Here is a 12,732-nt window from a genome sequence, read left to right on the forward strand (position 1 = left end):
CGCCGTAGCGCCGGCACAGATCCGACACGCTCCAATTGCCGCTCGCATAGTCCGACAGCATCTGCACCCGCTGATCCATCCGACAGGTCTCCACAAAAGGCATCGGCGGTCCTCCCTCCGATGCAGTGTGAACTGTCGACACTCATCCCGGTCTGAACTGTCAGGAATCTACCCGGTCCGTACCCTCCTGGCACCCCCACCCCCAACCCCTCCCCGCAAGGGGGAGGGGAGATCGGGCGCTTTGCCCGCCGTCGGTGGTGCGCCGCATGACCCTCCCGCTGCTCCGCGCCCCCCTCTTGGCGTACCGCTGCGATCTCCGCTAAAACCATCGCCAAGCAAGCAACAAAAGGAAGCGGCATGAATATTCTTCCCGGCTCCATGCGGTTCGGTGCGGGCAAGCCCGTCAAGCGTCTCGAGGATCAGCGTCTGGTCACCGGGCACGGCGGCTATCTCGACGACAAGCCTGCCGACGGCGCGTTGTGGCTGGTGATCATGCGGTCGCCGCATGCGCATGCCGAGATTGTCTCGATCGACGCCGAGGCCGCCAAGGCGATGCCGGGAGTCGAGGCGGTTGTGACCGGGGCCGACCTCATTGCCGACGACATCGGCACGATCCCGACCCTGCCGATCTTCAAGCGCCCGGACGGCTCGCCGATGGCGCTGCCGCCGCGCCGGCTGCTGGCGCACGAGAAGGTCCGCTTCGTCGGCGAGCCGGTGGCGGCTGTGATCGCGAGTTCGCGCGACGCGGCGCAGGCCGCGATCGAAGCCATCGTGGTCGATTATAAGGAGCTGCCGGCTGTCACCGATCCGACCGCTGCGATCCAGCCGGGCGCCCCGGTGGTGTACGACACCGCGCCGGACAACATCGTTGCAGCGATGAGCTATGGCGACGCCGCCAAGGTCGACGAGGCCTTCGCCAAGGCGGCTCACACCGTCTCGCTCGACATCGTCAGCCAGCGCCTGATCCCCTCGGCGATGGAGCCGCGCGCGACCATTGCGGAAATCGAGAAGAAGACCGGACGGCTGATCCTGCATGTCCAGTCGCAGACCCCGGCGCAGACCCGCGACGCGCTCGCCGACGCCATCCTCAAGCGGCCCAAGGAATCGATCCAGGTGCTGGTCGGCGACATCGGCGGCGGCTTCGGTCAGAAGACCGGCGTCTATCCGGAGGATGCGCTGGTCGCCTATGCGGCGGTCAAGCTCGGCAAGAAGATCCGCTGGCGTGGCGATCGCACGGACGAGTTCGTCGGCGGCACGCATGGCCGCGACCTTACCTCTACCGCGTCGATCGCTCTCGACGCCAAGGGCAAGGTGCTGGCCTATCGCGTCACCTCGATCGGCGGCACCGGCGCGTATCTCGCCGGCGCCGGCGTGATCATTCCGCTGGTGCTCGGGCCGTTCGTGCAGACCGGCGTGTACGACCTGCCGCTGGTGCATTTCGACATCAAGGCGGTGATGACCCACACCGCGCCGGTCGGCGCCTATCGCGGCGCTGGACGCCCCGAGGCGGTGTACATCATCGAGCGGCTGATGGATGCCGCGGCGCGCCAACTGAAGATGGACCCGCGCGCGATCCGCAAGGCCAACTACATAAAGCCGGCGCAGTTGCCCTACACCAACGCGGTCGGGCAGGTGTACGATTCCGGCGCCTTCGCCCACATGATGGAGCGCGCCGCTGAGTTGTCCGACTGGGACGGCTTCAAGGTGCGCAAGAAGGAAGCGCAGAAGAAGGGCCTGCTCTACGGCCGCGGTGTCACCAGCTACATCGAGTGGACTGGTGGCCGCGCCCACACCGAGAACGTCAAGCTGCACGCCACGGCCGAAGGCCGCATCGTGCTGCACTCGGCCACCCAGGCGATGGGGCAGGGGCTGGAGACCACCTACAGCCAGATGATCGCCGAGGCGCTCGATATCCCGATCGAGAAGATCGACGTCGTCCAGGGCAACACCGATCTGGCGCAGGGCTTTGGCAGCGTCGGCTCACGCTCGCTGTTCGTCGGCGGCACTGCCGTCGCGGTCTCGACCGTCGACATGATCGCCAAGGCGCGCGAGAAGGCCGCCAACATTCTCGAAGCCTCGATCGAGGATATCGAGTACTCCGGCGGTACGCTGACCATCGCCGGCACCGATCGCAAGATCAGCCTGTTCGAGATCGCCGCCAAGGAGAAGGGCGCCCGGCTCAGCGTCGATACCACCGGCGAGGTCGACGGCCCGAGCTGGCCGAACGGTGCGCATATCTGCGAGATCGAGGTCGATCCGGAGACCGGCGTGTCGCGCGTGGTGCGCTACACCACGGTCGATGACGTCGGCAACGCGGTCAATCCGATGCTGGTCGCCGGCCAGATCCATGGCGGCGTCGCCCAGGGCGTCGGTCAGGCGCTGTACGAAAATGCTGCCTACAATGACGATGGCCAGCTCCTGACGGCGAGCTATCAGGATTACTGCATCCCGCGCGCTGACAATCTGCCGCCGATCAACGTCACGCTCGATCCGTCGGCGCCGTGCCGCACCAATCCGCTCGGCGCCAAGGGCTGCGGCGAGTCCGGTGCGATCGGCGGTCCGCCCTGCATCGTCAGCGGCGTGCTGGATGCCCTCGCGCCGCTCGGCGTTACCGCGCTGAATACGCCGCTGACGCCCGAGAAGGTCTGGCGCGCCATTCAGGACGCCAAGGCGGCTCAGGCAGCCTGATCCGGCACAACTCGGCTCAACGCGATGCCCGCGCACGCCGCGGGCATCGCCATTTCAGAGGTCGCGCCATCCACGATGGGTGGTCGGGATTAACCCGGCAATGACGGTATTCGGAACCGAGCAGCGGTCTTAGCGAACCGTTTAGAACCTAATCCGTTCAAGAGCCGACAAATCTATCGCACAGTGCATGCTAAGCTGCGCGCCTGTTCGCGCGGGAGAGGATTCGATGCGGAAGTTCCTGACGGTGCTGGCGGCGCTCGCCACGCTCAGCCTGACCAATTGCGGTTACAACACCATCCAGAGCGAGGACCAAGAGGTGAAGTCGACCTGGTCGGAGGTGGTCAACCAGTATCAGCGCCGCGCCGATCTGGTTCCCAACCTGGTCAACTCCGTGAAGGGCTTCGCCCAGCAGGAGAAGGATGTTCTGCTCGGCGTCACCAATGCCCGCGCCAAGGTCGGCAGCATCCAGGCCACGCCCGAGGTGCTGAACGACCCGGCCGCCTTCCAGAAATTCCAGCAGGCCCAAGGTGAGCTGTCCAGCGCGCTGTCGCGGCTGCTGGTCGTCACCGAGAACGACCCGCAGCTGAAGTCGGACGAGCTGTTCAAGAACCTGATGGCGCAGCTCGAAGGCACCGAGAACCGCATCACCGTCGCGCGCAATCGCTACATCAAGGCGGTGCAGGCCTATAACGTCACGGTGCGATCGGTGCCGACCAATTTCACCGCGATGATGTTCGGCTACAAGGAAAAGCCGAATTTCACGGTCGAGAACGAGAAGGATATTTCGACCGCGCCCAAGGTCGATTTCACGCCGACCCCGGCTCCGGCCAAGTAAGCGCGGGGCGACGGCGATGAGCGCCGTGCGGACCTCGGTCGTCGCGTTGCTGCTCTGCTTCGTCATGGCAGCAGCCGCGCAATTCGCGCGCGCGGACGTCGCGGTGCCGGCGCTGACCGGCCGCGTCGTCGATCAGACCGGCACGCTGAGCAGTGACGCGATCGCGCGGCTGGATCAGAAGCTGAAGGCGTTCGACGACCGCAAGGGCAGCCAGATCGCGGTGCTGATCGTGCCGACGACCCAGCCCGAGGCGATCGAGCAGTTCTCGATCCGCGTCGCCGAGGCCTGGAAGATCGGCCGCAAAAAGGTCGACGACGGCGCCATCCTGCTGGTCGCCAAGAACGACCGCAAGCTGCGGATCGAGGTCGGCTACGGCCTCGAGGGCGCGCTGCCGGACGTGACCGCCAAACGCATCATCGACGAGATCATTACGCCGAAATTCAAGGCCGGTGATTTCGAAGGCGGCATCGAGGCGGGTGTCGATCGCATGATGAGCGTGATCGACGGCGAGCCGCTGCCGGCCCCGGAGCCGCAGCACGAATGGACGGGGCCGGAATCCTTCGATCAGATCTCCGGCTGGGCAATCCCGCTGCTGTTCGGCTCTTTCGTGGTCAACGGGATCCTGAAGGCCGCGCTCGGCCGCGCGGCGGCGTCCGGCGTGACCGGCGTCGTGGTCGGAATCGTCGCCTTGGTGTTCGGGCTCGCCTGGTACCTTGCGCTGCTCGCCGGCTTTGCCGCCTTTCTGTTCGCGCTGTTCATCGATCTGTTCAACGGGCCGACGATGACGTCCGGGCGTCGCAGTGGCGGCTTCTCGGGCGGCACGTGGTCGGGCGGCAGCAGCGGCTCGTCGTGGTCCGGCGGATCGAGCAGTGGCGGCTTCAGCGGCGGGGGCGGCAGCTTCGGAGGCGGCGGCGCCTCCGGAAGCTGGTGAGCGTGGAGGCGAGGATGGGCATCCGGCGCATCGGCAAGCACCTCTTCACCAGTCGCGGCAAGGTCGCGCGGGCGTTTCCGCCGAGCTCGCTCGACGCCATCGAACGCGCCATCAAGGACAGCGAGAGCAAGCACGCCGGCCAGATCCGCTTCGTCGTCGAAGGCGCGCTCGACAATGCGCCGCTGTTCCGCGATCAGCCGGCACGCGAGCGCGCGCTCGACATCTTCTCGCAGCTGCGCATCTGGGACACCGTGCACAATAACGGCGTGCTGATCTATGTGCTGCTCGCCGATCGCGACGTCGAAATCATCGCCGACCGCGGCATTCACGTGCGCGTCGGAGACGGCACCTGGGAGAACATCTGCCGCGAAATGGAGAGCGCCTTCCGCGAAGGCCGCTTCGAAGCCGGCGTACTACGTGGCATCGACCTGATCACCGCGCATCTGGTGACGCATTTTCCCAACGACGGCTCTGGCACGAATGAGCTGCCGGACGCTCCTGTCGTGGTGTGACTTACGCGCAGCCCCGTCAGTCTTCTGTCGTCAGCACCAATGTCAGCCGCCGTAGCAACGGCGCGGCGAAGATCACGACGGGAAGCATCACCATCCAGGACGCGCCCCAGGCGCCGATCCAATGCTCCAGGAATGTGTGATCGCCCACGAATGGTACGCTGGCGATCATGGAGGCGATTGACGTGGTGATCCCCGACTGCAGAACCGCGTAGATGAAATGACTGTACCTGCGTGGAATGCCGAGCATGTGTGAACTCGCCTGCAATCGCATCGGGTCGGTTGAGTAGCGCAGCATACAAAGCAAACGACATGCCATGAGTTGAGCACTAGGCCCGAAAGGGCGCTTGCGCGCTTGGCCAAATCGTAATAAACGAAGTTACATGAAGCGAGACAGCCGCCTGTCGTCCGTGCTCCACGCTCTGCTGCATATGGCCGAGCAGAACGAACCGATGACCTCCGACGAACTGGCCGCCTGCATGTGCACCAATCCGGTGGTTGTGCGGCGGACGATGGGATTGTTGCGCGACGCCGGCCTCGTGACGTCGGAGCGCGGTCCCTCGGGCGGCTGGACGATTACTGCTGACCTTGATGCCGTCACCTTGCGCGATCTGCACGAGGCACTCGGCGAGCCCGTGATTTTCGCGATCGGCAATCGCAATGAGAATCCGGGCTGTCTGGTCGAACAGGCGGTGAATGCCGCGCTCGACGGCGCCTTTGCCGATGCCGAGGCGCTGCTACTCGATCGGTTCGCCAAGGTGACGCTGGCCAGGCTGTCGGCGGACTTCAATCGGCGCCACACGGCGCACCGCGCGCGCAGCTAGAGGAAACGACATGCAACACGACGTCATCGTGATCGGCGGCAGCTACGCCGGGATGGCTGCTGCCCTTCAGCTACTCCGCGCCCGTCGCCGCGTCTTGGTGATCGACGCGGGTCAGCGTCGAAACCGTTCCGCGGATCATTCACACGGTTTTCTCGGGCAGGATGGCGCCGACCCGGCGGAGATCGCCGCGACCGCACGGCGTCAGCTGGAGGCCTACCCGACGCTGACCTGGATCGATGGCCGAGCCGAAACGGCGACGGGACAGAAGGACGACTTCATCGTGACAGCGCAGGACGGCGCGCAGCATTGCGGGCGCCGTGTGCTGTTCGCCACCGGCGTGTCGGATACGCTGCCGGCGATCGATGGCCTGCAGGACCGCTGGGGAGTCAGCGTGTTCCTTTGTCCGTACTGCCACGGTTACGAACTCGATCGCGGCCGCATCGCGGTGATCGCCACCGGCCCGATGTCGCTGCATCAGGCGCAGTTGCTGCCGGAGTGGGGTGAAGTCACGCTGTTCACCAACGAAGCGGTCACCCTCGACGATGCGGCGCGCTCCGATCTCGAAGCCCGCGGCGTGACGATCGAACACACATTGATCGCGCGGATCGCGGGCCAGGCCGACGTCGTGCTGAGCGACGGCCGTCGACTGCCCTTTGCTGGAATCTTCACCGCTTCGCGTAATGCTCCGGCCACGCCTGTCGCGCAGTCGCTGGGCTGCGCGTTGAGTGAGACGCCTTTCGGGACGCAGATCAAGACCGACGACGCCAAGCAGACCAGCGTGCCCGACGCTTTCGCTTGCGGCGATGCGGCGCGGTTGCCGCATTCGCTGTCGCTGGCGGTTGCCGATGGTGCATGGGCCGGCGCTAGCCTGCATCGATCGCTGGTCTGGCCCGACGCCTGAGCCGATCGATGCGGCTCTCATCGAGGCACCGCATCGATACGCGCGATCGTCAGGCTTTCGCGGACGGTCGCGCCGCGATGCGCTTATGCCAGTCGACCAGCACGGTGTTGTTCGGATCCAGCGGCTGGCCGACCTGGTTGCCGAATTCGATCCAGCCGAACAGCAGCAGATCGGCGAGGGTGAAGCGCGAGCCGCAGACGAACTCCTTGCCCTGCATCTGAGTGTTCATCCATTGCAGCCGGTCGGCGGCCATCTTCTTCAGGCCGGGCGCCGCTTCCGGAATGCACATCACACGATCCTTGAACATCTTCAGCCCCTCGCTGAAGCGGAAGCCGTTGGCCAGCGGCTCGCAGATCGTCAGGTCGATCCGCCGCGTCCACATCCGGCATTCGGCGCGTTCCTTTGGCGTCGCGCCGATCAGCGGCGGCGTCGGATGGATCTCTTCGAGATATTCGCAGATCGCGGTGATCTCCGACAAAAAGCTGCCATCGTCGAGTTCCAAGGTCGGTGTCTGCCCGTGCGGATTGCGCGCCAGATGCTCGGGCTTGCGGTTTTCTCCGGAGCGGAGGTCGATGGTCTGTGTCGGGATCGTCAGGCCCTTCTCGGCGATGAACATCCGCACTAGGCGCGGATTGGGTCCGATCGAATCGTAAAGCTTCATGGTCGTCTCCCCTGTCTCGGCGACTTCGTGCGCCGTGCTCGGTGACTGTCCTAGCGCGGGACGGCGTGCGGCGCAAAGCCGCGCGGCGATGGCCTGCGCGCGCCACACTGCGTGCCGAGATTTGTGATTCCTGAAATTTCGGTAAGCAACGAGGGAAGTAACGATTTCGCAAGTAATCAAAGTTACCGAATGGTCAAGCGGACGAGGAGGATTTTGACGTGGACGAGCATCGCAAAGAGCCCTTCAGCGAAGACCAGGCTGACGCCGGCGCTGCGTCGTCCGGGGCGGGCGCGGTTGACGCCAACGATAGCGGTGCCGTGAACGCGAGCGGCACCGAAGACACTGCCCAGCGCAGCAAGGAGACGACGGCCTCAACTCAGGTGGATCGTCCCAAGGGCAACGCGGCCGCCGGCAAGGACGCGGAGCGTCTCGGTAAGGTCACCATCATGGCGCGGTCCCGCCACGAGAATTGGTATCGCAATTGGGACGACGAGATCGAAGTCGAAGCGCCGGATGAGCCTGCCGGCCCCCGGTCTCATAACAAGCGTCAGCTCGCTCTGGTCGCGGTGGCGGTGATCCTCGCGGCGATCGCCGGTGCGGCCGGCGGCGCGCTGAGCAATGCGGGTTTCGTGCATCTCGGCGGCAGCAACGAAGCCGCCGCGCATGCGCAGTCCCAGGCTCGCGCGCTCGACACGCAGGTCGCCAAGCTGCAGGCCGAAGTCGCCGCGCTCAAGGACAGCGTCGACCAGGCGACGAAAACGACCAGCGCCCAGATCGGCAAGGCCACCGACCGCCTCGAAAAGATCGAGAAGGCCCAGGCCGAACCGGCTCAGAAAATCGCCAAGCTGACCGAGACCGTCGAGAAGCTGCGGACCGCGCAGGCCGAGAAGCCAGCTCCGGCGCCCGCGCCGACGCAGGTGGCTTCCGCCGCTCAGGACGTCACTGGCTCGGTGTCGCCGAAGCCGGCAGCAGCGAAGCAGAGCGATGTTGGCCGGCTGCCCACTGTCGAAGGCTGGGTGCTGCGCGACGTCTATGATGGAGCCGCTGTCGTCGTCGGGCGTCCGGGCACCTTCGAGGTCTATGCAGGTGATCCGCTGCCAGGCCTCGGCCGCGTCGACGCGATCCGCCGTCAGGACGGCCGCTGGGTGGTGGTGACGAGCCGCGGCCTGATCGTCGCCCGCTGATCGTCACGAATGCTTTTGAACGGCGCGGCGTGTGCAGACACGCTGCGCCGTTTTGCTTTAGGCTCCCTCCGCTGCGCTGCATTCGGCCGCGGAGCGGCTCTGGAGCATGGTCGCGTGCGACGCCTGCTTGGTCTGATCGTCCTGATCGGCGGACTCGTCCCACTCGTCGCGGGGGCGGCCGAAGCGTCGTTGCGCGCGCTGGCCGTGACAGATCCGCTGGCTCTACGTGAACTCGATCTGCGCGAACATCGTGGCGAGCCGCACCCCGGTTTCGGCCTGCAGCAGATGCTCGATCCGTCGCCGGCGGCACCGATGTCTCCGGCCTCCTTCACGAACGACCGGCTCTTCGCATTGCCGGCGATGAGCGGCCTTCGTGCCGCGCTCGACGATGAGTTTCAGCACTATCGAAGCACGCACGCGCCGTCGCAGTGGGCGCTGTTCGACCTGGAGGCCCTCAAGGCGCCGCGGACGCGCTTCGCGCTGTCCGGCATCATCAACCGGCTGGACCGCGGCTACGTTGCGGCCCACGGCTGCGGCGAGGTCCGGCTGATTTATCGGCCGATCCATCAGACGAGTACCGGCCCACAGCGGCTGCCGATGACGTTGAACGTGGTGCTGCGCGCGCGTGGCGAGAACGACGCGATCACCTGTCGTGAGGTCGCGCGGCGCTGGCTGGCCGCGGAAGCTTGGACCGAAGTCGGCGCGGATCGTGCCCGGCGGATGATGGCGCCCGGCGGTCCGCTCGCGCCCCTTGGGCCCGCTGCAATCGACCGGCTCGAAATCAATCTGCAGATCGCGACCGAACGGGACGCGGCTGCCGGCGATTTCCGGGCGGACTATCTCCTCAAAGTCTTTCGTTTCGATCAGGCGCGCGGCCGCTACGAAGCCGCACCCATGGAAAACCAGATCGACCGCGACCGCCTGATCGCTGATCGGGGGCTCGGGCAGGCGTTCAGACGCTGGCTTCTGGAACCGGACAATCTCGCCGCATTCGATCGCGGCACCCTGATCATTCCCGATGCCTATCTGGCGCGGAGCGCCATCGCTGTGACGCCTGCTGCATTCTCTCATTCGCCGCAGCGGCCCGCAGCAGGACTTGCCGGCCCGACAACGGCCGATCCCCTGATCAGCGACGCCGATATCGTTGAAGCGCTGCAACGCGCGGTGGATCGCGGCATCGTCCTGCAAACGATCCGCTCGCCGGCCGGCTTCGAGCGGCGCCTCAACGATATCACCTGCTCGGGCTGCCACCAGACGCTCGGTATCGGCGGTTTTCATTTCCCGGGCGTCGACTGGACGGCCGAGCCGGCGCGTCGCATCGCTGCATTCGGATCGCCGCATTTCATTGCCGACCAGGATCGCCGCCGTGCGATCGTCACCGCAGTCGGAGACGGGCATGCTCCCGACTACGCGCGCGGCCTCAGCGATCGCCCGGAGCTAACCGGCGCGACGCTTACCAGCCGCGAACCGCATGAGGGGTGGGGCGCTGCCTGCGGTTTGCCGGATGCGGGCGGTCACGTTGATCCGAGTTTCCGGAACTGGACCTGTGCGGCGGGGTTGACGTGCCAGCCGGCGCGAGGTGCCTCGGCATTTCCGATCGGCATGTGCTTCGTCGCGCCGCGCTGATCCGCATCGCGCGTTCATCGAGGAGGTGGCGGGTGAGTGATCCCGGATCAGACATCAAGCAGCGCAATCAGGAAATAGCCGACAACGAAAGCGCCCGGCAGGCCGCAAGCTCAGTTCGCGTCTCCACCTTCGCGATCGCCATCACCGTCGTCGTCGCGATCGCGGTTTTCGGATGGATGTTCTTTCGTCGCTAGCGAGGTTGCGTTGCCTGGCTTTTGCTGACGACGGTGACGAAGTCAGGCGCGTCTGAACTATCCGACTGCTCCGGACGCGCGTAGCGCCTTGATCGCCGCGTCGTCGTAACCCGCGTTGCGCAACACCTCGTCGCTGTGCTCGCCGACGGCGGGAGGCAGCCGCGGCCGCGTCTTGGTGCTGCCCTCGATCCAAATCGGGCTGTTGATCGTCAGGATGGTGTTATTCTCGAACGGCACCAGCACGTCGTTCTCGATCATCTGCTGATCGTTCGGGATGTCGTCGAGAATGCCGACCACGCCGAACACCAGGCCGTTGCCGTCCAGCGCCTTGCGCCAGTCAGCGAGATCGCGCGTCGCAAAGATCTCGTCAAAAATCGCGATCAGTTCCACCGAGCGGGCGTGGCGATCGGGCTTGGTGGCGAACCGGGGATCATCGGTGAGGTCCTCACGGCCGAGGCAACGCATCAGCGTCGGCCACTGCTTCTCCTCGTTCAGCAGGGAGAGGATGAGCCAGCGGCCGTCGCGGCAGCGATAGTGATTGGCCACAGCATTCAGCGCGCTTTCGCGGGGGCGGCGCGGCTGGAATTCGGCGCCCACCAGCTTGGCCTGCGCCAGCACGCTGGACGACCAAACGCCGTTGGCCATCAGGTTGGACTTCACTTCGCTACCCTTGCCGCTGCGCTCGCGCTTGTACAGCGCGGTGACGATGGCGCCGTAAAGCGCCATCGCACAGGGATGATCGCCCATCCCGGCGACAGAGCGGGCAGGGGTGGACTCCTCGTCGGCCCGGACCAGATCCATCATGCCGGAACGCGCCCACCAGGCGTTGCTGTCGAAGCCGGGCTTGTCGGCTTCGGCGCCACGCTCGCCATAGCCGGTGAAGCTCGCATAGATCAGCCGCTCGTTGAGTGGCGCGAGATCCGCATAGGTGATGCCAAGCCGCGCGCGGACCGGCGGCGGGAAGTTGGTGATGAAGACGTCGGCTTCGGCGACCAGCTTGCGCAGCACCTCCTTGCCCTCCGGCTTGGCGAGGTCGAGGGCAAGGCTGCGCTTGTTCCGCGACTCCATCATCCACGCGTAGTTGTGTTCGCTACGCGGATAGCCGGGCAGGTTCGGCAGGTTGCGATATGGGTCGCCGGCTCCCGGCGGCTCGATCTTGATGACGTCGGCCCCGAAGTCGGACAGCACCGTGGCGGCGGCCGGAGCGGCGATGAAGCTGGCGCAATCGAGCACCTTGAGACCCTTGAAGATGCCGTCGTCCATCGCAAACCGCTCCCTTGGCGTTTATTGTTTTCGTCGGCCGGAATATGCGCGGTGCACGTCAGCCTCGCCGCATATGAACCGCGTTCGCGCAACGATGCAATATTGGAACCCGCATGCCGCCCTGCACGCCGGTTATCGCGTGTCGCCCGCGAGCAACGCTGCGTTGCCACCCGCTGCGGCGGTGTTGATCGACACCGTCTGCTCCAGGGCGAAGCGCGGCAGATAGTGCGGGCCGCCCGCCTTCGGCCCGGTGCCGGAAAGGCCCGATCCGCCGAACGGCTGCACACCGACCACCGCACCGATGATGTTGCGGTTGACGTAAACATTGCCGACCGGCAGCCGTTCGATGATCCGCCACACGGTATCGTCGATCCGTGACTGTATGCCGAGGGTGAGTGCGTAGCGGCTCGCCGCGATGCCATCGAGTACGGCATCGAGGTCGGAGCCCTTATAGCGCACGACGTGCAGGATTGGTCCGAACACTTCGTGAGTGAGCTGGGCAGCGCTGCGAAGTTCGAACATGTGAGGCGCCACGTAGTTGCCGTCCGCAGGCGCATCGCCGGCGAAATGCAGCCGTGTCTCGCGCTTCATGCGTGCGATATGTGCGTCGAGTGTCGCCTTGGCCTCTGCGTCGATGACCGGGCCCACATGAGTGGCCGGATCGCGGGGGGCGCCGAGCTTCAATTCGCGCGCGCTGCCTGCGATCAGCCCGATCATTCGGTCGGCGACGTCCTCCTGGACGAACAGCAGCCGCAGTGCCGAGCAGCGCTGGCCTGCGGACCGGAAGGCCGATGTGACGACGTCGTCGGCCACCTGCTCAGGCAGCGCGGTCGCATCGACGATCATCGTATTGATGCCGCCGGTCTCGGCGATCAGCGGCACGATGGGCCCAGCCTGGGCGGCGAGGGCGCGGTTAATCGCCCGCGCCACCTCGGTCGAGCCGGTGAACACGACGCCAGCGATATCGGGATGCGCGACCAGCGCGGCGCCGGTCGCGCCATCCCCCTGAACGAGCTTCAGCGCGTCGCGCGGCACCCCGGCCTCGTGCAGCAGCTTCGTGGCAACATCCGCGATCATCGGTGTCTGTTCTGCCGGTTTGGCGACGACGGCATTGCC

General features: G+C 65.9%; 13 protein-coding genes. 9 read left to right on the plus strand and 4 right to left on the minus strand.

Annotation, left to right across the window (positions count from 1 at the left end; all coding sequences use genetic code 11):
• Nucleotides 1-357: 357 nt before the first annotated feature.
• The 4 genes from ACOJTD_RS07800 (at nt 358) to ACOJTD_RS07815 (ending at nt 4,966) form a co-directional block, all read left to right on the plus strand.
• Complete coding sequence (locus ACOJTD_RS07800) at nt 358-2,688, plus strand: xanthine dehydrogenase family protein molybdopterin-binding subunit (protein WP_420132351.1); 2,331 nt, start codon at nt 358-360, stop codon at nt 2,686-2,688.
• Between the two features lie 226 nt (nt 2,689-2,914).
• On the plus strand, nt 2,915-3,523 hold the full coding sequence (locus ACOJTD_RS07805) for a LemA family protein (protein ID WP_420132352.1): 609 nt from the start codon (nt 2,915-2,917) through the stop codon (nt 3,521-3,523).
• 16 nt (nt 3,524-3,539) lie between these two features.
• Entirely contained in the window at nt 3,540-4,454 is a 915-nt protein-coding gene (locus tag ACOJTD_RS07810; protein ID WP_420132353.1) for a TPM domain-containing protein, read from the plus strand.
• Between the two features lie 14 nt (nt 4,455-4,468).
• Nucleotides 4,469-4,966 carry a TPM domain-containing protein gene (locus ACOJTD_RS07815; RefSeq protein WP_420132354.1) on the plus strand — a complete coding sequence of 166 codons (498 nt, stop codon included), beginning with the start codon at nt 4,469-4,471 and terminating at the stop codon, nt 4,964-4,966.
• 16 nt (nt 4,967-4,982) lie between these two features.
• On the opposite strand, the gene ACOJTD_RS07820 is transcribed toward ACOJTD_RS07815, so the two are convergent.
• Complete coding sequence (locus ACOJTD_RS07820) at nt 4,983-5,213, minus strand: DUF2798 domain-containing protein (protein ID WP_420132355.1); 231 nt, start codon at nt 5,211-5,213, stop codon at nt 4,983-4,985.
• 133 nt (nt 5,214-5,346) lie between these two features.
• On the opposite strand from ACOJTD_RS07820, the gene ACOJTD_RS07825 reads away from it, so the two are divergent.
• The gene (locus ACOJTD_RS07825) at nt 5,347-5,787 is read left to right on the plus strand and encodes an RrF2 family transcriptional regulator (RefSeq protein WP_420132356.1); all 441 of its coding nucleotides are present in this window, start codon (nt 5,347-5,349) and stop codon (nt 5,785-5,787) included.
• A 10-nt stretch (nt 5,788-5,797) separates the two neighbouring features.
• Nucleotides 5,798-6,688, plus strand: coding sequence for an NAD(P)/FAD-dependent oxidoreductase (locus ACOJTD_RS07830; protein ID WP_420132357.1), 891 nt, complete (start codon nt 5,798-5,800; stop codon nt 6,686-6,688).
• Nucleotides 6,689-6,737: 49 nt separating this feature from the next.
• On the opposite strand, the gene ACOJTD_RS07835 is transcribed toward ACOJTD_RS07830, so the two are convergent.
• The gene (locus tag ACOJTD_RS07835; RefSeq protein ID WP_420132358.1) at nt 6,738-7,349 is read right to left on the minus strand and encodes a glutathione S-transferase family protein; all 612 of its coding nucleotides are present in this window, start codon (nt 7,347-7,349) and stop codon (nt 6,738-6,740) included.
• A gap of 218 nt (nt 7,350-7,567) precedes the next feature.
• Between ACOJTD_RS07835 and ACOJTD_RS07840 the strand changes: the two genes are divergently transcribed.
• The 3 genes from ACOJTD_RS07840 to ACOJTD_RS07850 all read left to right on the plus strand — a co-directional run bounded on the left by ACOJTD_RS07840 (nt 7,568) and on the right by ACOJTD_RS07850 (nt 10,353).
• On the plus strand, nt 7,568-8,533 hold the full coding sequence (locus ACOJTD_RS07840) for a hypothetical protein (protein ID WP_420132359.1): 966 nt from the start codon (nt 7,568-7,570) through the stop codon (nt 8,531-8,533).
• Nucleotides 8,534-8,647: 114 nt separating this feature from the next.
• On the plus strand, nt 8,648-10,159 hold the full coding sequence (locus ACOJTD_RS07845) for a hypothetical protein (protein ID WP_420132360.1): 1,512 nt from the start codon (nt 8,648-8,650) through the stop codon (nt 10,157-10,159).
• On the plus strand, nt 10,138-10,353 hold the full coding sequence (locus tag ACOJTD_RS07850; protein ID WP_420132361.1) for a hypothetical protein: 216 nt from the start codon (nt 10,138-10,140) through the stop codon (nt 10,351-10,353). The genes ACOJTD_RS07845 and ACOJTD_RS07850 overlap by 22 nt, the downstream gene beginning before the upstream one ends.
• Before the next feature lie 57 nt (nt 10,354-10,410).
• Here the strand turns inward: ACOJTD_RS07850 and ACOJTD_RS07855 are convergent, their stop codons facing one another.
• Nucleotides 10,411-11,616: a CaiB/BaiF CoA transferase family protein gene (locus ACOJTD_RS07855; protein ID WP_420132362.1), complete on the minus strand. Its 1,206-nt coding sequence runs from the start codon at nt 11,614-11,616 to the stop codon at nt 10,411-10,413.
• 132 nt (nt 11,617-11,748) lie between these two features.
• Nucleotides 11,749-12,732: aldehyde dehydrogenase family protein (locus ACOJTD_RS07860; protein WP_420132363.1), on the minus strand; the 984-nt coding region annotated here is incomplete at its 5' end.

It is taken from the genome of Rhodopseudomonas sp. (genome assembly GCF_048594845.1).
Classification (GTDB): Bacteria; Pseudomonadota; Alphaproteobacteria; order Rhizobiales; family Xanthobacteraceae; genus Rhodopseudomonas.

Coding starts and splice junctions, on each gene's coding strand:
- ACOJTD_RS07800 (WP_420132351.1), top strand. CDS start 358: ATGAATATTCTTCCCGGCTCCATGCGGTTCGGTGCGGGCAAGCCCGTC.
- ACOJTD_RS07805 (WP_420132352.1), top strand. CDS start 2,915: ATGCGGAAGTTCCTGACGGTGCTGGCGGCGCTCGCCACGCTCAGCCTG.
- ACOJTD_RS07810 (WP_420132353.1), top strand. CDS start 3,540: ATGAGCGCCGTGCGGACCTCGGTCGTCGCGTTGCTGCTCTGCTTCGTC.
- ACOJTD_RS07815 (WP_420132354.1), top strand. CDS start 4,469: ATGGGCATCCGGCGCATCGGCAAGCACCTCTTCACCAGTCGCGGCAAG.
- ACOJTD_RS07820 (WP_420132355.1), bottom strand. CDS start 5,213: ATGCTCGGCATTCCACGCAGGTACAGTCATTTCATCTACGCGGTTCTG.
- ACOJTD_RS07825 (WP_420132356.1), top strand. CDS start 5,347: ATGAAGCGAGACAGCCGCCTGTCGTCCGTGCTCCACGCTCTGCTGCAT.
- ACOJTD_RS07830 (WP_420132357.1), top strand. CDS start 5,798: ATGCAACACGACGTCATCGTGATCGGCGGCAGCTACGCCGGGATGGCT.
- ACOJTD_RS07835 (WP_420132358.1), bottom strand. CDS start 7,349: ATGAAGCTTTACGATTCGATCGGACCCAATCCGCGCCTAGTGCGGATG.
- ACOJTD_RS07855 (WP_420132362.1), bottom strand. CDS start 11,616: ATGGACGACGGCATCTTCAAGGGTCTCAAGGTGCTCGATTGCGCCAGC.